Consider the following 25,789-nt stretch of genomic DNA (forward strand, 5'->3'; position numbering starts at 1 on the left):
AGGGCTTTTCTATTTAATGCTTTAGCTAAGATTACACTAACCAATGTGCCATTAAGACAATCACCGGTAATGTCACTAAAGTTCTTAAAATAAAAATGAAGAACAATTCGATAATATTAACCGGAATTTTACTACCTAAAAGCAGTGCTCCCACTTCCGACATATAAATCAATTGCGTCACACTCATTGCTGCAATAATAAACCGTGTTACATCACTTTCAATACTACCCGCTGCAAGAATTGACGGAATAAACATATCAGCAAATCCAACCATAATTGTTTGTGCCGCAGCTTCAGCTTCAGGTACTTGTAATAGCTCTAAAAATGGCACAAACGGCTTGCCCATATATTCAAAAATTGGCGTATATTCAGCAATAACCAAGGCAAATGTGCCCACAGCCATAACGACAGGTAACACAGCGAATACCATATCAAAGGCGTTATGTAGACCTTCTTTCACTGTACCAGCAAAACCCGGTGCAGTGCGTGCTTTAGCAAGCGCCACATCAAGTGAATGAGAGACTAATGTTTTACCTTCAGGCACTGATTCTGCGTCTTTATCAGGCTCTGAGCCATCAAAATAAAGGTCTTTTTTGAAGCGTAATGGTGGTAAGCGAGGCACAATTAATGCCGCAACAAAACCCGCCAAACACACTGTTAAATAAAACGGTGCAAACAAGTGTTCAAGCTTTACTTGGCCAATAACAACTAAACAAAAGGTAATTGATACTGCAGAGAAAGTAGTACCAATAATGGCAGCTTCGCGTTGTGTATAGTGTTTATCTTCATACTGTCGAGCGGTCATCAAAATACCCACACTACCATCACCTAACCAAGATGCTACACAGTTAACCGCACTGCGACCTGGCACACCAAAAAGTGGACGCATCACTTTAGTTAATAAGGTACCGACTAACTCTAACAAGCCGAAGTTTAATAATAACGGTAATAGTAAGCCCGCTAAAACAAACACAGAAAACAACACTGGCAACAAGTCGTTTAAAACCAGTGCACCGGTATTACCGGAAATAATCATTTCTGGCCCTTGTTTTGTGTAGGTCAAAACGATAAAAACCATGCCTAATAAACGAACACTCAACCACAACCAACTAACATCAAATAAATGTTTAATTATAAAGAACTTAAGTAATGGCTGGGGTTTAAACAACTTTATCACTAAAGATAAAATACCGGTAATGCAAACAATGCTCGTAATTAAACCAAGCGCGAAAGGAGCTATCCACGCCTGCACAGCTTTTGCCATAACAGCAATCGGAATGGTCATTGCCTCACCTATGGGTACCGGCGTCATAAACAAGAAGACACCTATAAGTGAGGGAACGAAAAAGGTAAACAAGGTTCGCAAGTCACTGCGATGGGCTGTGTTTAAGTTAGACATATTTTCAACCTGTAAAAACCACAAAAAGAGCGGCTAAGCTCTTTTTGTGGTGGTTTTAACTATTATAATTATTAAATATTAATACCGCGCTGACGCAGTGCATTCTCTAATGCTTGCTGGAGATCATTCATTGTTCCTGGCTCAAGAATTGTGCCTGCAGAATCCATCCACGTTAAGCTTGTGCCACCTTCTTTAGTGCGACTAACAAGAATTTGATATTGGCCATCTTCAATTGGCAGCTCAGCTAACTCTTCACCCCAAATTGAGTCCCATACACTTGATTCTGGCTTTTTATAATCAGCCGTGATCAAGCCACGATCTTGGTCAATTTCTACAATAGTGAAAGATAAGCGCTCTAAGAAACCTGAAAAACGCTCAAACACAGCAAAGTAGTCCTGCTCAGTCACTAAAGCTGCATTCCCTTTGTCATCAAACCCCATCTCTAACGAGATAACACCTTGCTTTTTGCGCATTTCAACTTCAAGTTGACGATAGCGATAATCAAATTCAGCGACAACTTGGTTTAACGCACGCACTTCTAACTGTTGCTGTAAAAGCGGTGTAAGTGGTTGACTATCGCTTTTATAATCTACTAACTTAGCATTTAATGACGCAGTACGTTGGTGCGATTTTTCTTCAATAGTAAATAAGAAACGTTGTTGTGATACTTCGGTTTCGCTTTCCCAAAACCAACCATCTTCTGGCTTTATAATCGTGTACCAATCTGTTTCAACACTTCCTAAAAGCTTATCTTCTTTTATTGCAGAAGTATTTTTTTCGTTCAACACGGCGTGGATCGAGTCCCAAATAAACTCGTCTAAATCAACAATACCGTCGTTTTTATCAAAATAAACACGCGCATCTTTGTCACCCTCTTCTACCCAACTACCTTGAGCAATGGTAATAACCTGTGCTGGCGGACGGTAGTTTTTCGCTTCAGGGTTATTGTCGTATTGCGCAACGTCCATTTTATATGTCGGATCTTGAGCCGGTTGCTCTAAACCTTCAGGTGCTTTGACTGGTTGATTAGCACGATAATTGCGTTTGTGGTGCGCTTCGTCGGTAAATACACCGCACCCAGTTAAACTTACCACTACGCTTACAGCAAGCGCCTTTGAGATCCAATACTGCACAGATATTTCTCCTTAGCAAACCCTTAATTCTTTTAACAAATATATGAGTGGGTAATACCGATTTGGTTCACTGTAAAATCACTTTTAACTTTACATTTCTTGTTTTTATGCAAAAAACCCGAATAGATTGGGCTAGCGTAACGTGTTTGAATGCTTATCGCCTTGCAAAATTTTAACTATGGTACTTTCTGATGCCCCTAAAAACAAGAAAGAGCGCACTTTATTCACGGCTTAATTAATCGTCGCTATCGTTAACTAAGCAAATTATGTTAAACTTCGCCGCCGTGCGGTATTAAACTCACGTGAAATTAAAGCTTAATCAAGCTTATATCCATTGGTATTGTTAATTACTAGGTATTTAAAATTCCATGACTGCTTTTACAAATCATCAGATAGTACTCACTGCGATTGGCGAAGATAGACCCGGTATCGTCAGCGAATTAACTCAGTTAGTGAGTGATTGCCATTGCAATATAATTGACAGTCGCATTGCTATTTTGGGCAACGAGTTCACCTTTATCATGCTACTAGCAGGTGATATGTCGGCAATTAGCCGCATTGAACATACTTTGCCAACTAAAGGAATGGAACTAGGCCTTTTAACCATGATGAAACGCACTGCAAGTCATGTTGCATGTGAATTTTGTGCCGGTTACACCCTCGAATACACAGGTATTGATACACCAGGAACATTAAGTAAAGTTACGCGCTTTTTTGCTGATAACAACATCAGCATTTGTTCTCTTAAATCGGACACTTATGATGAAGATGACGAGCTTAAAATGCGCTGTGAACTTGAGTTTAATATTCCTGTTGAAGTCGATATTGATAACTTTAAAGTGAGCTTTGAAGATCTTTCTCGTAGTTTGAACGTAGATTATATTTTCAGACGCATTCGCTAAGGAGCAAAGCATGAAAACAATTAATCCATTACAAGCAGGCGACACAGCCCCAGCTTTTAGTTTACAAAATCAAAATGACGAAACTATCGTACTCGCTGATCTTTTAAAAGAGCAGCAAGTACTGGTTTATTTCTACCCTAAAGCATCAACACCAGGTTGCACTGTGCAAGCAGAAAACTTACGTAATGAAAAAGCTGAGCTAGCTAAATTAAATACACGTGTTGTAGGTATCAGCCCTGATCCAATCAAGCGTTTAAAGAATTTTGAAACCAAAAAAGAGCTTAACTTTGATTTATTAGCCGACGAAGATCACGCGATTGCTGATGCCTTTGGTATTTGGGGTTACAAGAAGTTTATGGGTAAAGAATACGAAGGAATTCATCGTATTAGCTTCCTTGTAGGCCAAGACGGTAAAATCAAACATGTGTTTGATAAGTTCAAAACCAAAGACCATCATCAGGTGGTGTTGGACTATTTAGCGCAGAATTGATAGTTACGAGTTACAAGAACATAGTATAAAAGCGTTGCCATGGTGCAACGCTTTTTTGTTTTTAACTGGAAATATTAAACCCCGTGTCTACTTTATCGGGGTCAGATCACAGATCAGACGGCTGACGGCTGACGGCTGACGGCTGACGGCTGACGGCTGACGGCTGACGGCTGACGGCTAAACCCTAGCTAATTCCTAAATATTTATGTACTTGAACCGATAAACGCCAGTTTTTTGCAATACAGGTTTCAATAGCAAGTTTAGTTGCTGAGATCTTTTGGCTAATTGGTTGTAGATACACTAAACGTGGATTCACACCTGTTTTTAAGAATAAATCTTCGAGCTCTTCCACATGCTTTTGCATTGCCACTGGGTGTTTAATCTCATCAGCGCGCTGCATTGCACTGCGTAATACTTTATAGCCACCACGCATATTAATTTTTGGGGATACAGTCACCCATGTCTGCTCAGGGACTAAAATTTCAAATGTACCGCTGGTTTCAATTTGAGTCGAATAGCCATTTGCGTGTAATAATTCACACACTGGATTTAGGTCGTACATGCAAGGCTCACCACCGGTGATCACCACATGTTTTGCGTTGTAGCCACGTTCTTTAAATAGCGCTAACACTTGCTCCGCTGTTGCTTCTGCCCAATGATCTGAGTCTGCTTTTTTCTCAACGGTGTCATCAAGTGACACTTTATACACATTATCAACGTCCCATGTTTGTTTTGTATCACACCAAGCACAACCCACAGGGCAGCCTTGTAAACGTAAAAAGATTGAAGGTGTACCCGTAAAACTCGCTTCACCTTGAATTGTTTCAAACACTTCGTTAATTTTGTACAAAAGACATCTCACTTACGACGCAACGGTATAAAATACATACCATCAAAAAAACCAAAAACACGCGCAAAAATTGTTATTTAGGCCCGAGCCGTGTAGTATATCGCGCCCTGAAGTAAACCTCTATCAAAAGTAAGAGCAAAACAGATATGACGCAAAAAGTAGTTGTGATTTATTCCGGCGGTATGGACTCATTTACCGTATTAAATAAAGCCTTGCAACAAGGCCACGAAGTGTATGCCCTGTCTTTCGACTACGGCCAGCGTCATGTTAAAGAGCTTAAAGTAGCTGCTCAAGTATGTGAAAAATTAGGTGTTTCTCACAAGATTGTTGATATTTCAGCGATCAACCAATTGATTGGTGGCTCATCACTAACTGATGATATCGAAGTACCAGAAGGCCACTACGAAGAAGAAAGTATGAAGAGCACAATTGTGCCTAACCGCAATATGATTTTACTCTCACTGGCTGTGGGTTATGCGGTGTCTTTAAAAGCTAGTAAAGTTTATTACGGTGCCCATTCAGGCGATCATGCAATTTATCCAGACTGTCGCCCTGAGTTCGTACAAAAAATGGATGATGTTTGCCGTATTGCCAACTACGACGCTGTTGAAATTTTCAGCCCATACTTAAACAATACCAAAATCGACATTTTGACAGACGGTTTAAAAATGGGTCTTGACTACAGCCAAACGTGGACCTGTTACAACGGCCGCGACAAGGCCTGTGGTAAATGTGGTGCTTGCCAAGAGCGCTTAGAAGCCTTTGCATTAAACAAGGTTACCGACCCTATCGAATACGAATAACGACATAGCTAAGTGAAAAGGCGAGTTTAACTCGCCTTTTTTGATTGTGTTTGTTGAATCAGATTTAACAACTCTGCTGTGGCAGTTGCATCAGCTAACGCTCTATGGTGATTCGTTAAATTCAATTCAAAATGTGCCGCTAAGTTACCAAGCGAATATGACTTAAGCTTTGGAAATGCCTTTCGTGATTCAACTACAGTACATAGCTTTGGCATTTTAAAGCCTTGCCCAAGTGCACCATATTCTTTGCGAATAAAGCCGTAATCAAAATTTACATTATGGGCAACAAATACGCTGCCTTTTAATAGTGAGCGCAGTGTATCGGCAACCTCTGCAAAGCGTGGCGCATCACGTACCATAGCAGCGTTTATCCCCGTTAACTTGGTGATAAAAGCAGGAATACTGCGCTCAGGATTGATTAAACTCGCCCATTGATTGATTACTTCACCCGCTTGTAACTGCACAACCGCTATTTCGGTAATTTTATTATTACCTTGTACGCCGCCGGTGGTTTCTATATCCACCACACTGTAAATTCGATTCGGATCATTAAACCAATTTACCGCAATGATATTCACTGCAAAGCCATGTTGTTTTAACACCTCAATACTGACGAGTTGATTGCGTCTTAATTTGTCGCCAGGGGCTTTCACTTCTTCAAAGGTGAGCTTATCCCCTTTAAGCACCATCAAATCTGGGTAGCCATCTTTGAGCTGCTTAAAGGTTTTTGTCATTTGTAGTAAATGCGCTTTTAAATTTGCAAGCGGGCTGTGCTTTATTAATATCTCTAGCGGCTCTAACATATCGCTGTGCCACATAAACACAGCATTAGGCGCTTCATAAAACTGCCCTACGTTTTTGCAAACATATTTATATAAGGCTTCATTGCTAGTGAATTTGGCAAGCTTTTGCTCAATTTGTGTTTGTTGCACTGTGTAAAAACAATCAGCCAGCAACACCTTTGGATAAAGATCAAATTCATTACACGGCGGGTGCGGAGTCTCTATAAAGAGCTCTTGCCAAAACGTTAAGGTAAAGAAGCTCAACCAAAGATTATTCTCGGTAAAAAAAACCGTATTACCCAGCTGTTGATAATGCTCACACACTCCTTGCTCTACATCGCCACGGTAAATATCATCAACCTCTAATTGATGCTCTGTATCAATGAGCATTTGTGTTAGGCGTGAGCGTTGTTGCTTATTATATTTACGCTGTAAAAAGTCCTCTGCAAAATATAAAATGCCATCATCAAGCGGGTCTTGAATAACTTGCTCAAGCTTTTGTTCAACCCAATTTTTATCACCTTGTTTGTAACGCTGACGAATTGCCAGCTCTTGCGCTTCACTACTGCCTTCACAGTGCTCAAGTAATGCAAATGCTAAGTCATGCTCTTTAAGCTGCTTATACAAACGGATCAATAACTTGTTTTTGATACTCTGGGCTAATTCATCTTCGCAGCTAATGGCTAAAAGCGCTTGGGCTAAATTTTGATACTGTGATTCTGAGTCACTTTCTTTGAACTGCATTCGCAGCTTATTTAATTGATAATGCGTTTGTGCTTCGGCTAGCGTTTGAAAACGAGAGATGCTCTCACTGACATCACCACGCACTTTTGCAATCCCTAAATCACGCATCACAAAACGATTTTGATGATTGATATCGCCGCCACTTAGTCGGCCGCTATGTAAAAACTCAAAGTATTCATAGTACTGGCTACGGCTATTGAGCACGAACTGACTAAACAACGCCTCTAATTCACTGTGGTTGCGATCAATATGCTCTTTACACAGTTGGGTCAAGCGCTGTTTACTGGCTGACTTTTTGTGATCAGGTTTAGTCGCCATTAACTCATCATTTGCTAATAAGGTTAACAGGGTTGGCTTGGTTAAATGCTCAAGCAATAGATCTAATTCGTCACTACTAGGATGTGCCACCAGCCCTTGCTGTTTTAGCTTAAAGATAGCACCGTGCAGGTTGGGGATCTCTTCATAATTTAAAGATGACAACGCAACGATTTTTGGCTTTCGAGAATATATACGCAGCAAAGTACATAAGCTTTGCTCATCAAGCTGAAGGAGTTTTTCAAGAAATAACTGCTGCTCTGCTAGAAGCAGATGCTTGCACTGAGATTGAATAAATTCAGCAAGCTCAAAGAAATGACTTAAATAATATTTTGCTGGTAATTGTGTTTTCATAGCCAAACCCGATACTGTATATAAAAACAGTATCAGGTATTAGCTAATTGATTTCAATGTTTGCGGTTATTTAACTTTTAAAATACCCACAATTGCGCAAATTGCGCCCCCGACCATACCGAGCCAAGCTTCAATTGGTGTATCACCACTAAAAGTACGGCTAATTTGCGCACTTGCAGAATCATAAACGTTATATCCCCATACGGCTAGCGCCACACCAATAACGATTAAAGCAATACCTATAATTTTTCCCATCGTGTTGTTCCTTATTGTTATTAATTTCTTCTTGATAACCTCAGTGTTGCACACATATTAAACGCCTGCAAAGCATTAAGAAATAATCAAACTAAAGGTTATGTTTTGCCCACTTAACGACACCTGAAGTTCAGCATCAATTGCTTTACTTAACGATTTGGCAATAGATAAGCCTAACCCAAAGTTATCATTAGAGGTTCTGGCACTGTCTTTTTGCCAGAGTGGATCAAATAACTGGCTCAAATCATCTTCTGTTAATGGGACTTTTAATTCATTTGTAACAGAGAGATACAACTTATCATCTTTACTAAATAGCGTGCTTACAGTCACGATGCTCTCATCGGGGCTGTATTGTTTTGCGTTATTTACAAGATTGGTGATAATTGATTCAAGGGCAAATAAGTTACTGACAACGGCAGGAATATCATCTTGAAACTCAAACTTAACCCGCTCTAAATCACACTTTTCTAAGGTGCGCAAAATAACCTGATTTAAATCACATGCATCTTGCTTTGGGAGTGCTTCATCACTGTACTTATGCAGTAGTAATAAGTTCGACACAATACTCTTTAAGCGCTGGCTAATTTTTAGCACTTCGGGTTTGAAGTCTTCCTCAAGCTCTTTTTCATTTGGAAAACGAATGGCCACTTCAGCCATATTTATAAGCTCAGCAATCGGCGTTTTTAACTCATGAGCAATATCTGAGGTTAAGCGTTTTTCTCGAAAATAAAGCTGGCGGTTTTCTTGGATAAAAGCATTTAAGCTATCAACAATGGGTTGCAACTCTTTGACAGGTTCTTCTATCGCGATTACAGCATTTTTATCAGCAATACTCAGCTGGCTAATATCCCGGTTTAGTTTATTCAGCGGCGCTAGAGAACTGTCGACTGATTTACGCACAAATAGACGAATGAATACAATTACCGACACAGTAGAAACAACAAAAATAACGTCGATTAGCCATAAAACAAAATCCACTTCTTCTGATGAAGCCGCATAAGCTAACGTGATGGGTTGTTGCAAAGAGGTGTTAACACCTTCTGTGAGGTCTTCATCATCATCTAGGTCTAAAGGCGGTATAAAGCGAGTATAAATAACCCGGCCATTTCGACCATCAGGTAACTCGATATTGATGATTTTTGTCTCGCCCAGTTTAATTTTTTCTAAAGGTAAGCTCTTTTGTGAGAAAAGATCCAAACTTTCTGAACGCGCGAACACGCCAGACTGCGACCAAAGTTGAAAATACTCAGTTTCTGTATTTCCAGAAAACTCAGGCATAAACAGCCCTGAAAAATCAAAATCAATTTCTTCTTCGTCAATATCAATCAATGACATAAGCATACCGGCTTTGGATTTCATGCCACGATTAAATTCGTTATCAATCCAACTATCAACGGCGATATCAGTAGCAACTAAAATACTTAGTACCAGTCCAGTTATAGTAATCGATAATGTGGTTACTAACCTACTGCGAATTGACTTCATTATTTTCCTTGAATGATATAACCAAAACCACGCTTAGTTTGAATAGGTAGTTCACTACCTGCTGCCCTCACCTTTTTGCGCGCTGAGGATAAATGCGCTTCAATAGAGTTTTTTGAAACTAGGTCATATTGCCCTGCAATATAAGTACTTAACTTTTCAGCAGTGATCACTTTGTTTTGATTACTAAACAAGCACTCGACTATTTTATATTCGTTAGGGGTTAAATCAATAACGGTGTCGTTAACTTGCAAAAGTTTTAATTGTAAGTTTAAAGCCAAGTTATCAATGCGGATCACATCACTGATTGTTTTTAAGCCGCCGCGACGCATTAAATTTAACAACCTTGCATGCAGCTCATCAAACGAAAATGGTTTGGTCAGGTAGTCATCGGCCCCGGTGAGTAGCCCTTTCACTCTATCTTCTGGTTCTTGCTTGGCAGATAAAATAAGCACACGCACGTCGAGCTGCTTTGCTCTTATGGTTTGTAATAACGTAATGCCATCAATACTGGGTAACATAATGTCGAGTATGATTAATTCGTACTCACCTGTCATTGCCATACTCAACCCTTCAGCGCCATCGCCGGTTTCATCAATAGTAAAACCAAGATTCTCAAGGCCAATTCGTAGACTACGTCTTAATGACACCGAGTCTTCTATAATCAACAATTTCATAAGTTACTCATTTAGGTATAAACCGCTTTAGCGTCATCAGCTTACGCTTTTAATCTTAAGATTCACTTAAGATTTACTGAAGTTTTTCTAGTTTAGAAAATATTAAGATTACCATCAGGGTTTCTTAAGTTTCGACTCCTAGTATTGCCGTAGTTTCGATTAAGTAAGTACGACTATGACAGCAAAACTCTCTGTTTTAAAACCTTTGTTCCGTTTTTCATTAATTTTAATGTCAGTTTTTATACTGTCGAGAATAGCCTTGCTTGTATGGCAACACCAAAGGTTAGCTGATGGCGATTGCCTTGCCGTTTTATTTGGCGGCTTAAGAGTCGACTTAAGTAGTTTAGGCTACTTGTCAGCCTTGGCTGTTTTGATGTTACTCGCTGATCTGCTTGTGCGAAGCAAAACCGCTTTTTTTCAGCATGTTTTTACTCTTTATAGCAGCATAGTTGTGACTTTAATCGTGGTTGTAGAGGCTTCGACTCCCGCGTTTATTACCCAATACGATGTACGACCAAATCGTTTATTTGTTGAATACCTAGACTACCCTCAAGAAGTCTTTTCTATGCTATTACATGGCCACCTGTTTGCCATGATAAGCACTTTAATTATTGCAACGCTTAGCTGTGTGTTTGCGTATCGTTATATTAATGCTGCATTTAGCAAACAGCAAAATGCTAAAACGGTTAGCCAAGTGGTGATACTCGTTACGACTTTATTAGTTTGCTTAATTAGCGCAAGAGGCACTGTAAGCCATCGCCCGTTAAACCCTGCATTAGTGTACTTTTCAAGTGACTCACTAGTTAACTCCTTGGCACTTAATTCAACTTACAGTGTTGCCTTTGCTATTAAGAATATGGGCAATGAAAAAAATGCCAGTAGTTTATACGGTACCATGCCACGTGATGAGATTTTACAAACAGTAAAGCAAGCAGCCTATAAACAGCAGTTTATCACTGAGAGTATTCCTACCCTTGCCAACAACACACCTTTTAACACAGGCAAGCAAAAGAATTTAGTGATCATTTTAGAAGAAAGCTTAGGCGCACGCTTTGTTGGTGAACTAGGTGGCATTGGAGTGACTCCTGAACTAGATAAGCTTTATCAACAAGGCTGGGGGTTTGATAAATTATATGCCACTGGTACACGCTCTGTTCGAGGGATTGAAGCGGTAACAACCGGGTTTACCCCGTCTCCTTCGCGCTCGGTGGTCAAACTTTCTAAATCTCAGCGTAACTTTTTCTCTCTTGCTGATGTATTAGCCCGCACAGGCTATACCACCCAGTTTATTTATGGCGGTGAAAGTCATTTCGATAATATGAAAAGCTTTTTCTTAGGCAATGGCTTTAGCGATATTGTCGATATTAATGACATGCAAAGCCCTGAGTTTATTTCGTCATGGGGAGCAAGCGACGAAGACTTGTTTAATCAAGCTGATAAAGAGTTGAGTGAGCTAAATAAATCAAGCAAACCATTTTTCAGCCTTGTGTTTACGTCAAGTAACCACGACCCATTCGATATTCCAGAAGATAAAGTAACACTGCATGAAGGCCACGACCCAGAAAACTACAAACGCGACCTAGCAATCAAATATGCTGACTATGCACTCGGTAAATTCATCGCAAAAGCAAAAACGCAAGATTACTGGCAAGACACGGTATTTTTAGTGGTTGCAGATCATGATGTGCGCGTGTTTGGTTCAGAGCCTGTGCCGCTTAAATCATTCCATATCCCTGCTGTGATCCTAAATAGTGATATGGATGCAAAGCGCGATACTCGCTTAGTCAGCCAAATTGATTTACCTGTTACTTTGTTGTCGTTATTAGGTGTGGAACATGCAACTCCCATGCTTGGTTATGATTTAACGAAACAATACCCTGTTGAGCGCGCCATGATGCAGTACTACGACAACTTTGCTTACGTAGAAAATGGTCAAGCCGTGATCCTGATGCCAAACCAAAAAGTGAGCTATTGGCGCTATGACCCTACAAGTAAAACCCAAGTTGCCATCGATAACACAGGTAGCAGCGTTGGGCTTGCCAAAAAAGCCTTAGCTCACGTCTTATTTAGCAATTTAGCTTATACCGAACAGCTGTATCGCTTACCAAATAAATCGTAGCGATGAGGAATGATTATGAGCATGCAAATTAAACAACTCTTTACTCAAAAATGGCACGTTAGCTACAGCCAATTTGTCTGGTTGGTGTCGTTGTACTTGGTTATTGTATTTAATGGCCTGTTTTTATTTAACACGCTTGAAGCAGCCAGCAAACCTGAACATGTCAATTGGTTATTTATAGCAAGCGTACCGTTTTTCTTATTAGCACTGACGGCAATGGTGTTAAGTTGGTTATCGTTAATCACCTTCGTAAAACCCGTGCTTTTAACAAGCATCGTGGTTTCATCATTGTTGTTTTATGCAACCTTAAATTACGGTGTTATCTTTGATAAAAGCATGCTGCAAAATATCTTAGAAACAAATACAGGCGAAGCATTTTCATATCTTAATGTACAAGTTATCGCTTTTATTACTGTGCTAGGCGTACTGCCTGCTTACTTGTTTTGTCGCTTTAAAATTGTCGGAAACTTTCGTGTTCGCCTTAAAAGCTTTACGCTTCTTAACGTTACAGCGTTTATTGCTGTAGCTGTTATTGCCGTCCCATTTTATAAAGATTACGCCTCTGTAGGGCGTAATAATCGCCAATTAACTAGCTACATTACTCCTTTTGCATTTTACACTGCGGGCTATAAGTACCTACGCGATAATTATTTTTACCCACCTTTACCATTTAAAGTCTTAGATAAAACACCGCACCTATTAGCTAAGAAACAAAGTTCACTGACGATTATGGTGGTAGGTGAAACAGCGCGTGCAGCAAATTTCTCACTGCAAGGTTACGACAAGCCGACTAATCAATATACCCCTAAACTTGGCGTTAAATATTTCAGTGATGTTAGTTCATGTGGCACCGCAACGGCCATTTCTGTGCCTTGCATGTTCTCACGCTTAGACCGCAATCACTATGATTCACGCATCGCGCAAAGCCAAGAAAATGCCCTAGATATCATTCAACGCAGTGGTGTCGAAGTAACGTGGATTGATAACAATAGCAGCTGTAAAGGGGTTTGCGCACGAGTAAACTCACAAACGGTAGAACCCGCAAAGAGCAACCCACTTTGTGACGGACGTTATTGTTTTGATGAAGTACTGGTTGAAGAATTAGCTGCAAAGCTTGCCAAAAGTAGTGCAAAGCACCAACTAATAGTGTTACATATGATAGGTTCACACGGGCCAACCTACTATCGTCGCTATCCAGAAAAAGACAGTAAATTTTTGCCGGACTGCCCACGTAGCGATATTCAAAATTGTAGCACTGAGCAACTGACAAACACGTATGACAATACCATTGCTTATACCGACCTAGTGCTGAGTAAGCTTATTAAATTACTGCAAAACAGTCCGGCGGATGACAAAGCTCTGCTGTATGTTTCTGATCATGGTGAATCACTGGGTGAAAAAGGCTTGTACTTACATGGCTTCCCATATGCATTAGCGCCTAAAGAGCAAACCCATGTGCCTATGCTATTTTGGAGTAATAAACTGGCCAATACCCGCTTTAATCAATGTATCGAACAATTGCGTAACCATGCTTTTTCACACGATAACATTTTTGACACCCTACTTGGCTTAACTCATATACAAAGCACTGAATATCGCCCAGAGCAAGATATTTTTAATACTTGCTCAACACAAAGCTAACGAAATAGAGATTTCAAACTATGCAATTTGATAGCACTAACAAACCCATTGGCATTAAACGTATTCGCCTCGCATTCAAAAACTCCCAACGAGCATTCACGTGGTTAGCAAAGCATGAGTCTGCTTTTAAACAAGAGCTGATACTGTTGGTCCTTGCCATAGCAGTGGTTTTTGTCTGGCAGATCAGCCTGTATGAGAAAATGATGCTGCTTGTATCAGTGCTATTTGTGATGTTTGCTGAAGTCGTCAATACGGCAATTGAAGCCGCCATAGACCGAATAGGCCTTGAAATTCATCCATTATCAGGCCTAGCTAAAGACTTAGGATCCGCAGCCGTACTGATTGCTCTAACAATTTGTGTGTTGGTCTGGGGCGGTGTGTTTATTAATAACCTAAGTTAGCTTACTTTTTTATCATCAGGGGTGTCATTACAAAGTGCACAGTGGCGCCCTTTTGATGAATGATATAAACGGGTTGCAATAAAAATGGCCGTGGCAATAAAAGACCAAAGTAGCGCAAAACCTAACGCGCTGAGTGTCTCGTGACCTTTTAAAATTTCTATCATAAATAATAAAATAGACACCAGCGTAAAAACTTTACCGGCTCTGATCACCCAAAATTTTGTACCCATAACTTACTCCTTTAGAAAAACTCCTTTGGAAGAATAAGTGTAGTACAAAATAAGAAGAACATACTAATAACTTAAAGCAGGCTCAGACAATATCTGTACATTATTTTTAAACACCTCTAACAGCCCTGATGGCGAGTGTTCAGTACCAAGCGCAGTAACATGACAGACATAACGATAACCGTTGTTAGTAAAGGTATAAAAATGATTCCCTCCACTGCCATCAAAGCTTAATGTGCCCCCTGTGATCACTAGGCTTGGCTCATCTTGGATTGATTGACCCCTATTCCATGCCGCATAGCGGTATTGATGATCAGCCAGTTCATCAATACGAATTAAATGCTTTTTTGTTTGCCACGTTAATATCGGCTTTGTGAATTCACGGAGGCTTTTGTGCAATGCTTGTTTTTGCTCGTCAATTAGCGCTTCGCGTTGTGCTTTTTCTGTCTCTGATTCATAGGGCACAGCCCAAATTGAGCCATCAAAATCCAGCCACAGTTTACCTGAATCAAACATAATGCCGCGCCAGCCCATCATTTCCCAATCATGGCGAATGTTGGAGTTAGCTATTTCTTCAACAAACTGTTTATCGAAAATTTGCTCAAATTTTTCTATAAACATTTGCTCATTTTCAATTGCTTGCAGCGGCGCTTTGCGCTTTAGCGGGTAATGGACTCTTTTAGCAATGGTCGCTTTATCACCCGCCTTAAACGCAGCAACCACAGGTTTGACAATACTTATGTGCTTTGTTGCGGCAGCTGTTGAAAATGAGATAAAGCAACCTAAGAAAATGACCGCAAAATACTTCATTGTATTCACTTTTATGGTTAAAAATTTGATTATTCAAAGCGTAACAAATTTTTGTATTTGCAGTACAGGTGCTATTGGAATAACAACTCAATCTCATCACTTTGGTTACCGAGTCTATCAATAGCAATTACCTTAATTACCTCTAATGGTCGTTGTCCTTCAGAGGCCGCAACAGAAATTACACTCTCCTCACTTGAGTAGATATGATATTGCCACTGCTGTGCATATTTTAGATAGACAAGTAACTGTGATACTTGCTCAGAATTAGAATGACTCCAAGTAAGCTGGATGTCTTCGCCAACATAATTCATATCAACATTAACAGCCGCTAAGTGCGGCGCAGCTATCCACGGAGTTTCTGGTATTAATGCTTGATGCTGATAAACGCCTTGTGCAATCACATCACTCATCAATTGGCTGCCATCAAGTGCTGCTACATTCCAAAACACTGTACCGGGTGATGTTGATAAAAAACCACGATTAATCATGATTTGATTCACGACTTCATCAACGCCGGCCTCATCAAATGAGCGTAACGCATTAATACCAGGCCACAGATGTCGTTCATGCGTATTCTGAGATTGCCACCAACTTAATAAGAGCGGGTAACTTTGTGCATACTGGTTTATTGGCCAATAAAGTTGCGGCGAAAAATAGTCAAGCCATCCTTCATTAAGCCAAAGCTTAGCATCAGCAAACAGCTTGTCATATTGATCCATCCCGCGAATAGTTTCAGGTTCACCAGGTCTATAGATACCAAATGGGCTTATGCCAACAAGTACATGAGGCTTCGATTGCTTTACTCGTTGATATAAACGTTTAACGAACTGATTTACAGCTTCACGACGCCAATCACCTATCGAAAGTGCCCCGCCTTCAGCCACATATTGCCTGTATTGTTCAGCATCAGGAAAATCTTCATCGTTGTTGTAAGAAGGGTAAGGGTAAAAATAGTCATCGTAATGAATACCATCTAAATCATAGCTATCTACAAGTTCGGTTAATACATTTAATGTATGTGAAACCACGGCTTGATCGGTTGGTAAAAACCAATAGGTCTCATTTTTGAGTTTTACTACCTTATCATTCATTTTTTCAACAACTGAGTGTTCTGAAATTGGGCCCCCTATATGATGATGAGCACGATAAGGGTTTATCCATGCATGCAACTTTAAACCTCGTTTATGTGCTTGCTCTATCCAAAATTTTAATGGGTCATAAAACGGCTCAGGCGCTTTACCTTGCTCACCAGAAAGGTAATAAGACCAAGGTTCGTAAGAGCTTTGATACAAACTATCGGCTTGCGGTCGAACCTGAAAAATAACCGTATTAAAGTTATGTTTTTGAAGTGAATTAAGAATTTGAATAGCTTGTTCTTTTTGCTCTATCACTGACAGCCCGGGCTCATTAGGCCAGTTAATATTGGCAACAGTAGCAACCCATGCCGCACGAAATTCCCTTGCAACATGATCTTGATGGATGTTACCTAACAACTGCTTTTCAGTATTAGACATCTCCTTTATTTGTACGAAACTGCACGCACTCAAAACAAAGCACATTATCAAAGAGAAAACGTTTTTAAAGTACATTGTATACCCCACAAAAAAGGCACAACAAAGACTTGCTGTGCCTACATGTATCAGATTCAAAAGGAAAAATTAAAACTTCATTTGTGCGCCAAGTAAGAAACGACGACCATAATCATGTATCGCTAATGGGCGATTAGCATCTGACATGCCAGTGCTATTGCCCGACGTTGCTTCTTGCTCTTCATCCGTGAGGTTAATTGCTTGGAATACAAGGTTTAAATCTTCAGTAACATTGTAACTAATATTAAGATCATACTGACCAAAACCATCTTTATATTGGTTCAAACCAAGATAGTTAGTGTAGAAATACTCTGAACGATAAGTATAAGAAACACGGGCACTAAAGGTTGTGTTTTCATAATATACTGTCGCGTTAAAGGTATCTTCTGAATTATTAGGTAAAACGGCTTCTTCACCCGCCTCTTTTTGCTCCGCAGTTTGTTTTAACTGTGCATCTGAATAGGTGTAGTTTGTCTGTACTCCAAAGCCGTAAGGGAGTTTCTGCGTGTAGTTAACTTCAAAACCTGAGTTCTCACCGCCTAAACCGTTCAGAGGCTGGGTCACTAAAAAGTCACGAACTTCTTCCACGCCTGTATCAGGATCTGTCCAGGCCCATTGTTTTTCTATAGTGGCATTGGTTATGTATGAGTCGATATCTTTATAAAAATAAGCAAACGATAAAATAGATGATTCATTAAAGTACCACTCAGCAGATAAGTCATATTGAGTTGCACGGTAAGGCTTCAGGTTCGGGTTACCCTCAGAGCCTTTACAGCCTGTAGCTGCAGCACAATAACCACTTTTGCGGGCAGATAAGAAGTCATAATCCGGGCGAGACATGACTTTTGCCGCAGCAAAACGCACAACCACATCATCTGTAAAGTCGTAGTTGATATTCACACTCGGCAAGATATCATCGTAGCTATTAGAGCTATTGATATCTTGAATATTTTCAGGTGCAAAGCTGCGCCCTGTGTATTCAACAGAACGAGAATCTAGCTCTGTTTTCACAGCTCGAACCCCAAAATTACCGCGCCACTTATTATGATCGAACACCGCTTTTACATACCCTGCGGTGACGGTTTCTTCTAAATCGAATGTGTAATCAAGGTGTTCATATGGCGCTGTAGAAGGTGTTGTTGATGATATCCAATCAGCATATTTTGAATTATCAAACTGCCATAAAATTGCATTATCTGTCGAATCGCTTGCGAACATGCCTAAGTTAAATTGTTCACCATCTGATGATACTTTTGGATAATTCGCTTTTATTAAACTTGCAGCTTTTGAATGCTCTCGGTACTTAACCCCAGCCTTGATTGCTTTGAAGAAGTCACCATCTAATAGATACTCAAAATCTAGCTGCCCGTAAACTTCCTTTGAGTCGTTGTATATGTCATTTTTATGGTTGTAGTCTAAGCGATAATCATCAGCGCTTAAATCAGCGTCTAATGTTACATCTGGCGTTCCATTGTCTAATGTAAATGATGCGCTTGTATTTGCGTAATATTCTGAGTAAACATCACTTACTTCACCATCAGCCTTGCTATAACCTAGCTGACCTGTAACAGTGTAATTGTCTGCTTTATATGTCACTTTTAAATCGTGCGCTTGAGTTTTAAACTCCCCCTCATAACCTGCATTGCCATAATATCCTAAATTATTATGGGCCGGCAGATCGCCCGAAATCAAAGTGCCATCAACAATGACTGGATTTTCTACATTTGCAATGTTTTGCAAAATAAAGCCGCTTGAGTATGTTCCGTATGACTCATGCTCAGATTTTGAATATAAGTTATTAAAAACAAAATCTACGTTGTCATTAGCTGCATATTGAAACGTCAAAGTTGCGGTATCTAAATCACTATCACTTGCGTATCGGTTATAGCCTACCGCGCCAGGGTAAAACTCTGCGTTGCCATCTTGATCTGCATCGGTACTGCGATAGCCGAATCGAACTTCTTTGCTATCACGTTGGGTCGCAGTTTCTTTATGAACAAATCCTAGATTAAAACCAAAATCTTGTGCTTCATTTTTCCACGAATACAAACCAGAAAGGTAAGGTTTAGTTTCTTCAGCATTTTCAAAATGATAAGCCTTAACTGAGAGCGCTGCGTAATTCGCTTCACTATCGAGCGGTTTACGAGTTTTTACAACAACGGTACCACCTATAGAGCCCTCATCAATATCTGCTTCTGCCGACTTATATACTTCAAGAGTATCTACTAATTCAGCTGGTAGCAGCGAGTAGTTAAACCCTCGTGAAGGACGCGTAATTGAAGCTGAAGCAGTTGCTGAAGCAACGTTTTGCCCGTTTAACAAGGTAATATTTAAATGCGGTGCAGTACCACGAATACTAACTCGGTCGCTTTCACCACCTAGGTCTTTTTCAACTTGTACACCCGGAATACGCTGTAGTGCATCAGCGACAGTTTGATCTGGAAATTTACCAATATCTTCAGCAGAAACGGCATCAACTACACTGTTTGAAAAGCGCTTCATATTAATGCTTTTCTCAACTGAAGCAGCATAACTTCTTACTTCAATCTGCTCGATATCTTCTTTAGTTGCTTTTTTCTTGTCAAGCTGTTGATCAGCTGCATAGACAGCTGTAGATGTACTTAAAACTAAAGTGGGAATAAGTGCTTTTTTAACACCAGCCGCTAGCGCTGAGAATTTTTTATTCATGGAACTGTAACCTTATAGTTTTTGTAAAGTGAGAGATTTTGTGACTACAAACTACATAAATGCTCTTAAGAACAACAATTGGTAACAACTTTATTGTTACAATGCGGCTACAATATTAGTAATAAATTATAAAATCAAGATATTTTATTCTAAAAAACATACTTTAGTTAAAATATTTAATTCATAATTTTAAGAGCTCACCACTCATAAAGAGATAAACTAAATACAATCAATACCTTGTTAGCAATGAAAAGAGAAGAAACAAAATCAAAGCTGCTTTTAAAGATTCATAGGCTGCCTTGATGTTTTAAAAACAGGGAATTAATTATTCCAAAACTAAATCAAACACAACATTGACACTTGCTCTGAAGGTAATCGATTCTTGTAAATACTTACCTTCTGGGACTGTATTAATACGTGAGCCCGTTACCATGATTCGTTCAATATTTGTGTTGCTGCCATAGCCAAAGTGACTACCTACTTCTTGTGATTGAATACTATACACCCGACCAAGTTTCGCTTCGAATGCGCTAGCAAGGCTACTTCCCTGCTGTTTGGCATTCTCAACTGCTTTATCAAGAGCGGCTTGCTCGTAATCTGAGGCTTTGCTTGATAAAAGTTGAATTTGCTCGATTTGATTGACACCCACTTTAAGCGCAAAGTTTAAAAAGCCGTCCAGAAGGGAGAGTTTTTTAAGGCTGACTTTGACCTTGCGGGTAGCGCGAAAACCATCTTTAACTTGGTTATCGTTTTCGTCATAGCGCATGTTCGGCTCTACGAAAATTCGACCCGCAGAGATACTTTTTCCGTCTATTGAGAAATTATTTAAGCCCGCAAGGAGTTTATTTACTTGTTCATCGACTTGCTGCTTAGCCTGCACGCTTTCAGCTTTAACAGTTTCAAACTCTAACGTGATGTCAGCCCTATCTGGGGCTGTACGCACAACAGCCTCACCTTTAACAACAATATGACGATTATCCGGCAGATTTGTTGCAGCTATTGCAGAACTGGTACATAAAACCAGTGGTAACAAGGATTTAAGCATCATAACCTCTCCTTAGAAAAAGTTATGATGCCTTGCTAGGGTGTGAATGTATAGCAATGTATGCTGTTTTTAAGTGTAAATAGTTGCGAAGAAAGGAAATTAATTAATGAAAAGCTAACACGGCATATTATGACAAGTTGCTAAAATATGCCGTCTTTTTGAAGGTTTGCTTAGTGAGCTAGTACGCTTAGCCACTCATCTGGGTTTGCTAAAATGAACTCAAATATATCGTTATTATTTAAAGTTATGCGAATTCCATCTGCTGTGATTGGCAAAATACCCGCGCCTTTACCTGAACACTTACCAACGTTATTGATTTGCGCTCGTGAAAATGTGTATGGGCCTAAGCCTAGCTCTTTATTAAACGGTTCAAAAACAATGTCTTGTTCAGTAACTACAAGCTTACCATCCGCTTTTGCGACACCCGATTGAATAGTTGCTGCTGACTCTTTAACTGTGTGTGCGTGCATATACTTTACTCCACTTAACATATGAGTGTTAGTCTACACTCAATGAAACCTTAAAATTGCGTACCAACTTAAGATACAGCAAGTACAAAAAAAGTACAGTAGAGTTAGTTAATTTAAAACATTATCTTTTAAAATAGTTATTGTTCACTGATCTGTAGTTTATTGTTAAATCGGACATAAACGATTGCTCCACCCTCAGTCTTTAGCTGATGTTTAAAACCGGCAACTGACGAGAAGTAACTACCAGCCTCAAGTTGTTTTGCTTCACTATGTTCAACAGATCGGTAGTTAAGCTCGCCGCTGATCAAAACTGCGCGTAATGAACCTCTTTCACTTGTTAATTGCCCATTAAAACCCGCATCAAGTTTAACTAAAACACCTTGTTGATTTTGTTTTTGCCAAAGAGGGGTAAGGGTAACCTTTTTAGAGTCTAATGACGTTAACTCATCACTATTGAACCATACCATGTTGTCTGAATGAAGATTGAGTGAGTGCTCGCCATTATTAAACTGCGCCTTAGAAGGCTTAACCAAATAAGGCCCTTCATCGATTTCAAGGTATATGAGATTGGTCTCAGCCTTAGCAGCTGTTATGTGATTTTGCCCTGCAGGTTGCGTCCAAAATGACCCTGTTGCCATCCAATCCAATTCCGCATTTGGGTCATCATTATGCATCAGTCCTTTAATGACAATGCCACGGTATGAAATATTATGAATATGCGCAGGAGATGAAAAGCCCGGTTTAAAGCGCACTAGCATACCGGTTGCAGAATCTATTGTTCTGTCGCCCCATAAGTTTGCTGCGCCAGGGCTTTTGTCACCACGTAGAGGGTTTAAATATCCCCAGTTTACGGACTCTACGGGGACAAGTTCAGACTGGGGATTATCCAACCTTTTTTCATCAGCAGCGGCTGAAAATGCAGCAATAAGTACTACACTTGTTGTTAGTGATAATAGCTTTAACATATTAAATTTCCTCTAATAGCAAACCCAAGAGAAGTCTCTTGGGGTTACAAATCTTGTTGTTAGCACAGTACTAATTTATTTCTTGTACCTTCATCACTAACTCCGGCCAATTACGCTGATTTTCTATGTCATGCTCAAGGCCTTGCTCATCGGCAATAGTGAAGCGCTTAATTGCAGGTGTTTTACTGGTTGCTTGATATAACCAATATGCTTCTGCTTTTAATGCCTCCGCAATTGGCTTATCAATTGATTCATATACCATTTGTTTGCATGCATTAATTGATTCAGCAGGAAACTGAGCAATTCGGTTTGCTAGCGTATCAACGTATTCATCAATCTCATTGGGGTTAAGCGCTTTATTAATGGTACCCATGCGCTCAGCCTCATCTGCATCAAAATCACGGGCACTCAAAATAATTTCTAAAGCACGACCTAAACCTGTCTGGCGAGCCATCCTTGAAGCACCGCCACCACAGGGTAAAATACCCATACCAACTTCCATTTGCATAAATTTAAACTTACCACGAGCTGCAAATCGCATATCAAGCGCTAGCGCTAGTTCATGGCCACCACCGCGTGCAAAACCTTCTAGTTTTGCTATTGTTGCCTGCGGCACTTTACTTAAGCGCTCACAAATTGATTGTAAGTCCAGCAGCTTCGCTTCATCGCGTGAAACAACTTCAACTGACATATCTTTCAATAGTTCAGTATCATAGTGGCAAACCCAAATTTCAGGGTTTGCTGATTGAAAAATAACAACTTTAGTGTTTTTATCTCGCTCTAAACGCATTGCTAAACTATTTAAATCAGCAAGCATTTCTTGGCCCTGTACATTAACTGACCCAAAATCAAACGTAACAGTTAATACGCCACCAGACTGAGTGGTCGTGAATGTTGTAAATCCTTCGTATTTCATAATTATCCCTAGTGTTTTTATTGGTTGCGGCTGTAAAAAAGCTATCGTAAAAATAAACTCTAAATTTTTACATCTAGACGAGTTAAAACTTCGTCCATCGCCATAATCAAAGTAGTATTTTTTGCTGTATCAAACGCATCTGGATGTGGGTTCGAAAATGCACCAATATCATTATCAAAATAACGACCAGTCATACCTGTAAATTGGTCACTTAACGCAGCCTTAACTAAAATATCAGCCCCTATAGCCAAATTTTTTCCTTGTGAACCATATGCTTCCTTAACCATTTTGCTTCCTAAAAAAGAGGCTGGATTAACTGCCACTAAAGAAGGAGTATTGTCTGCCCATTGTTTTGCCAATTGTAGCGTCCACATAGTTAGCGCTAATTTACTTTGCGCATAAGCACTGCTATCAGACAATGCTTGCAAGCCTTTAAGTGCTGCAATACTAACCGGCGCTTGCGCCGCTGAAGATAGGTTCACTATGCGACTATTTTCATTCATAAGAGCAGATAAAGTTTTGGTCAAAATATAAGGCGCAATCGTGTTCACTAAAAAGCGTACATCTAGACCACCCTCGCCTAGGTTATTTGCTATTTTAAAAACGCCAGCATTATTGATCAGTACATCAATATGTGAATATTTAGCTTTGATCTGATTGGTTAATTCAACCACCCGTTTTAGCTCTGATAAGTCTGCTAAAAACGTATCAATTTTTGCACCGCTATAATGCGCCTCTATCAACTCTTTTGCTTGTAAAAGCTTTTGCTGGCTACGACCATGAAGTAAAAGCGTATGACCTAATGAAGCAAGTTTTTTTGCCGTCTCTAGGCCAATGCCATCTGTAGCGCCTGTTAATAGAATTGTTTTAGGCATACATAATGATTCCTTTTAATAAGGGGTCAGTGAAGTTAGTCAAAGAAATAAATTCATCACTGCTATGCAGTTGATAAATACGGCTTACTTTCACATATGAAACTCTCCCCTTTAGTTGCATTTGTCATGTTTAGTTTTACAAATAAAGCTTAAGGCTTTGGATAAAACGAATAAATAACGTATAAAAAGAATCAGAATTCTGATTTTCGAGATAATTGATGGACACTAATTGCATTAAACTATTTGTGTTAGCGGCTGAGACACTCAACATTAGTGCTGCAGGCGAGCAGCTGGGCCTTACTCCATCTGTAGCAAGTGCCTGGTTAGCCAAATTAGAAATGCAAGTTGGAGCAGACCTATTCCACAGAACGACAAGGAAAGTAACTTTATCACTTGCTGGCATGGAGTTTTTACCTTATGCCAAAGAGATCCTTGCTCAACAAGAAGCCGCGCTTGCAACCTTAGGACAAGGTAACCTTAATATTAGCGGAACATTGAGGTTTGCTGCATCAAGTACGTTTGCGCAGCGCTTTATCATGCCTATTTTGCCAGAATTCCTAGACCGCTACCCAGATATAAACCTTGAACTCATGCTCTCAGATGGCCAAGTTAAATTAATTGAAGGAGGGTTTGATCTAGCACTGAGAAACCTCGCTGTGGAAGATAGTAGCTTGATTTGCAGACGCCTTGCCAAAGACACTCGGATATTGTGTGCCTCACCAGACTACTTGGCTCGTAATGGCACTCCGAGGAATCCTGAAGAGCTTATCCGACATCAATTATTAGTGTTTTTAAATACCAAACCCCGCAAGTTAATTACCCCTAATTGCAGCGATCATTTTAGTTTTCCACCTGAAAAAAGTAAGCCACGCATTTTGTGTGATGATGGCGCAAGTATGCGTATAGCAGCAAAAGCTGGCGTGGGTATCTGTATGAGTTCATTGTGGAATATTCATACTGAGCTAGAAGCAGGTTCTTTAATTCGAGTTTTACCTGATTATCAAATAAGTGATAACAGCGCAATCTGGCTTGTATACCCGAAATCAAATGTACTTACGGCTAAAGTAAGAGTTCTTATAGATTTCTTAGTCGAAAAAATAGGTAACTCGCCAGAGTGGGAAACGATAAATAAAAAATGATTACTCTATTATGAGCACCCTGCACGATTTAATAGCAAAAACTAATACCTATGCGCTTAATTAGGTAGACTATTTTGAGGCAATAAAACCTCGTTGATAAAAAAGCAAAAATTTCATTATTTAGTTATTTTCGGCAATTGCTCCCGCATTGCTCTCCCTTCTGTATCCATGCAGTCGAAAATCAGAAACTCTTAACATAGGTAGCAATAGCCTTACATAAAACATAATTAAGTATTATTAAATAATGATATAGGTAAAACTTAAGTAATAAAAGTCACGGATTGTCTTTTTAAATGCTATGCTTAGAGTTACTAATTAGTAGGTACAAGACTCATGACTCAATCGCTAAAGAAAACTCAAACAAGGCTGAGAGTAAACGCGGTAATTGTTATTATATTAGTCATTCTGCTAACAGTGACTTCATTATTCTTTTACAAGCATGTTGATAACCAATGGCGTGATTATTCCAATACTGCAAGCAACGTTTATGTTTTACATGACACCTTGGTGCAAAGGTTAGGATATGGTGGCTTTATACACCACTTTAAAAATCTAATTTTAAGAAAAAATGTTGATCTTTACCTCCCTAGTGGCGTTGTTTCCTAAAAGTTTGAACTATCTTGCCAGCCTGTGATCAGATCATCTATATCCTACTAGCCCGTGCAACAACAATGAGCAAAATCACAAACTGGTCTCACTATAATCAAGCCCTCGTTAA

At 39.7% G+C, this 25,789-nt stretch carries 24 protein-coding genes; 8 read left to right on the forward strand and 16 right to left on the reverse strand.

Annotation, left to right across the window (positions count from 1 at the left end; genetic code table 11):
- Positions 1–31: 31 nt before the first annotated feature.
- Together L1266_RS12095 and bamC are read right to left on the reverse strand one after the other, a co-directional pair.
- The gene (locus tag L1266_RS12095) at positions 32–1,399 is read right to left on the reverse strand and encodes a YjiH family protein (protein WP_054553744.1); all 1,368 of its coding nucleotides are present in this window, start codon (positions 1,397–1,399) and stop codon (positions 32–34) included.
- A 71-nt stretch (positions 1,400–1,470) separates the two neighbouring features.
- On the reverse strand, positions 1,471–2,532 hold the full coding sequence (gene bamC, locus L1266_RS12100; protein ID WP_235377599.1) for an outer membrane protein assembly factor BamC: 1,062 nt from the start codon (positions 2,530–2,532) through the stop codon (positions 1,471–1,473).
- A 368-nt stretch (positions 2,533–2,900) separates the two neighbouring features.
- Between bamC and L1266_RS12105 the strand changes: the two genes are divergently transcribed.
- Positions 2,901–3,434, forward strand: a complete 534-nt coding sequence (locus L1266_RS12105; protein WP_054553746.1) for a glycine cleavage system protein R — start codon at positions 2,901–2,903, stop codon at positions 3,432–3,434.
- A gap of 10 nt (positions 3,435–3,444) precedes the next feature.
- Positions 3,445–3,924: a thioredoxin-dependent thiol peroxidase gene (bcp, locus tag L1266_RS12110; protein ID WP_138600011.1), complete on the forward strand. Its 480-nt coding sequence runs from the start codon at positions 3,445–3,447 to the stop codon at positions 3,922–3,924.
- Positions 3,925–4,108: 184 nt separating this feature from the next.
- Here bcp and queE read toward each other — a convergent pair whose 3' ends face one another.
- On the reverse strand, positions 4,109–4,774 hold the full coding sequence (gene queE / locus L1266_RS12115; RefSeq protein WP_138619883.1) for a 7-carboxy-7-deazaguanine synthase QueE: 666 nt from the start codon (positions 4,772–4,774) through the stop codon (positions 4,109–4,111).
- A 122-nt stretch (positions 4,775–4,896) separates the two neighbouring features.
- Here queE and queC point away from each other — a divergent pair, with 122 nt between their 5' ends.
- Positions 4,897–5,577 (forward strand): 7-cyano-7-deazaguanine synthase QueC, encoded by a 681-nt coding sequence (gene queC / locus L1266_RS12120; protein WP_283235031.1) that lies wholly within the window; start codon positions 4,897–4,899, stop codon positions 5,575–5,577.
- Between the two features lie 26 nt (positions 5,578–5,603).
- Here the strand turns inward: queC and L1266_RS12125 are convergent, their stop codons facing one another.
- The 4 genes from L1266_RS12125 to L1266_RS12140 form a co-directional block, all read right to left on the reverse strand.
- The gene (locus L1266_RS12125) at positions 5,604–7,772 is read right to left on the reverse strand and encodes an exonuclease domain-containing protein (RefSeq protein WP_235377600.1); all 2,169 of its coding nucleotides are present in this window, start codon (positions 7,770–7,772) and stop codon (positions 5,604–5,606) included.
- 66 nt (positions 7,773–7,838) lie between these two features.
- A complete protein-coding gene (locus tag L1266_RS12130; RefSeq protein WP_054553751.1) occupies positions 7,839–8,027 on the reverse strand; it encodes a DUF3185 family protein in 189 nt (62 codons plus the stop codon).
- A gap of 75 nt (positions 8,028–8,102) precedes the next feature.
- The gene (locus tag L1266_RS12135; protein WP_235377601.1) at positions 8,103–9,512 is read right to left on the reverse strand and encodes a sensor histidine kinase; all 1,410 of its coding nucleotides are present in this window, start codon (positions 9,510–9,512) and stop codon (positions 8,103–8,105) included.
- The gene (locus L1266_RS12140) at positions 9,512–10,186 is read right to left on the reverse strand and encodes a response regulator transcription factor (RefSeq protein ID WP_054564072.1); all 675 of its coding nucleotides are present in this window, start codon (positions 10,184–10,186) and stop codon (positions 9,512–9,514) included. Before L1266_RS12140 ends, L1266_RS12135 begins: the two co-directional genes overlap by 1 nt.
- Positions 10,187–10,361: 175 nt before the next feature.
- On the opposite strand from L1266_RS12140, the gene L1266_RS12145 reads away from it, so the two are divergent.
- From L1266_RS12145 to L1266_RS12155, 3 genes are read left to right on the forward strand one after another with little or no spacing between them, the layout of a single operon-like run.
- Positions 10,362–12,305 carry an LTA synthase family protein gene (locus tag L1266_RS12145; protein ID WP_235377602.1) on the forward strand — a complete coding sequence of 648 codons (1,944 nt, stop codon included), beginning with the start codon at positions 10,362–10,364 and terminating at the stop codon, positions 12,303–12,305.
- A 15-nt stretch (positions 12,306–12,320) separates the two neighbouring features.
- The gene (locus L1266_RS12150) at positions 12,321–13,946 is read left to right on the forward strand and encodes a phosphoethanolamine transferase (protein ID WP_235377603.1); all 1,626 of its coding nucleotides are present in this window, start codon (positions 12,321–12,323) and stop codon (positions 13,944–13,946) included.
- Between the two features lie 20 nt (positions 13,947–13,966).
- Positions 13,967–14,347: a diacylglycerol kinase gene (locus L1266_RS12155; protein ID WP_138619887.1), complete on the forward strand. Its 381-nt coding sequence runs from the start codon at positions 13,967–13,969 to the stop codon at positions 14,345–14,347.
- On the opposite strand, the gene L1266_RS12160 is transcribed toward L1266_RS12155, so the two are convergent.
- From L1266_RS12160 to L1266_RS12200, 9 genes are all read right to left on the reverse strand, one after another.
- On the reverse strand, positions 14,344–14,577 hold the full coding sequence (locus L1266_RS12160; protein WP_235377604.1) for a hypothetical protein: 234 nt from the start codon (positions 14,575–14,577) through the stop codon (positions 14,344–14,346). The two genes, L1266_RS12155 and L1266_RS12160, sit on opposite strands and share 4 nt — an antisense overlap.
- A 63-nt stretch (positions 14,578–14,640) precedes the next feature.
- On the reverse strand, positions 14,641–15,384 hold the full coding sequence (locus tag L1266_RS12165; RefSeq protein ID WP_235377605.1) for a hypothetical protein: 744 nt from the start codon (positions 15,382–15,384) through the stop codon (positions 14,641–14,643).
- 71 nt (positions 15,385–15,455) lie between these two features.
- On the reverse strand, positions 15,456–16,898 hold the full coding sequence (locus L1266_RS12170; RefSeq protein ID WP_235377606.1) for a glycoside hydrolase family 10 protein: 1,443 nt from the start codon (positions 16,896–16,898) through the stop codon (positions 15,456–15,458).
- A 144-nt stretch (positions 16,899–17,042) separates the two neighbouring features.
- Complete coding sequence (locus tag L1266_RS12175) at positions 17,043–19,661, reverse strand: TonB-dependent receptor (protein WP_235377607.1); 2,619 nt, start codon at positions 19,659–19,661, stop codon at positions 17,043–17,045.
- A 325-nt stretch (positions 19,662–19,986) separates the two neighbouring features.
- On the reverse strand, positions 19,987–20,709 hold the full coding sequence (locus tag L1266_RS12180; RefSeq protein ID WP_235377608.1) for an SIMPL domain-containing protein: 723 nt from the start codon (positions 20,707–20,709) through the stop codon (positions 19,987–19,989).
- 167 nt (positions 20,710–20,876) lie between these two features.
- A complete protein-coding gene (locus L1266_RS12185) occupies positions 20,877–21,176 on the reverse strand; it encodes a hypothetical protein (protein ID WP_054553761.1) in 300 nt (99 codons plus the stop codon).
- 137 nt (positions 21,177–21,313) lie between these two features.
- Entirely contained in the window at positions 21,314–22,141 is an 828-nt protein-coding gene (locus L1266_RS12190; RefSeq protein ID WP_235377609.1) for a DUF4437 domain-containing protein, read from the reverse strand.
- Positions 22,142–22,211: 70 nt separating this feature from the next.
- On the reverse strand, positions 22,212–23,057 hold the full coding sequence (locus tag L1266_RS12195; RefSeq protein ID WP_235377610.1) for an enoyl-CoA hydratase/isomerase family protein: 846 nt from the start codon (positions 23,055–23,057) through the stop codon (positions 22,212–22,214).
- A gap of 59 nt (positions 23,058–23,116) precedes the next feature.
- On the reverse strand, positions 23,117–23,932 hold the full coding sequence (locus L1266_RS12200; protein WP_235377611.1) for an SDR family NAD(P)-dependent oxidoreductase: 816 nt from the start codon (positions 23,930–23,932) through the stop codon (positions 23,117–23,119).
- Positions 23,933–24,150: 218 nt separating this feature from the next.
- Between L1266_RS12200 and L1266_RS12205 the strand changes: the two genes are divergently transcribed.
- Together L1266_RS12205 and L1266_RS12210 are read left to right on the forward strand one after the other, a co-directional pair.
- Positions 24,151–25,071, forward strand: a complete 921-nt coding sequence (locus L1266_RS12205) for a LysR family transcriptional regulator (RefSeq protein ID WP_054553765.1) — start codon at positions 24,151–24,153, stop codon at positions 25,069–25,071.
- 333 nt (positions 25,072–25,404) lie between these two features.
- Complete coding sequence (locus L1266_RS12210; RefSeq protein WP_235377612.1) at positions 25,405–25,677, forward strand: hypothetical protein; 273 nt, start codon at positions 25,405–25,407, stop codon at positions 25,675–25,677.
- The last annotated feature ends 112 nt before the right edge of the window (positions 25,678–25,789 follow it).

It is taken from the genome of Pseudoalteromonas sp. Cn5-37, from assembly GCF_021532495.1.
GTDB lineage: Bacteria > Pseudomonadota > Gammaproteobacteria > Enterobacterales > Alteromonadaceae > Pseudoalteromonas > Pseudoalteromonas simplex.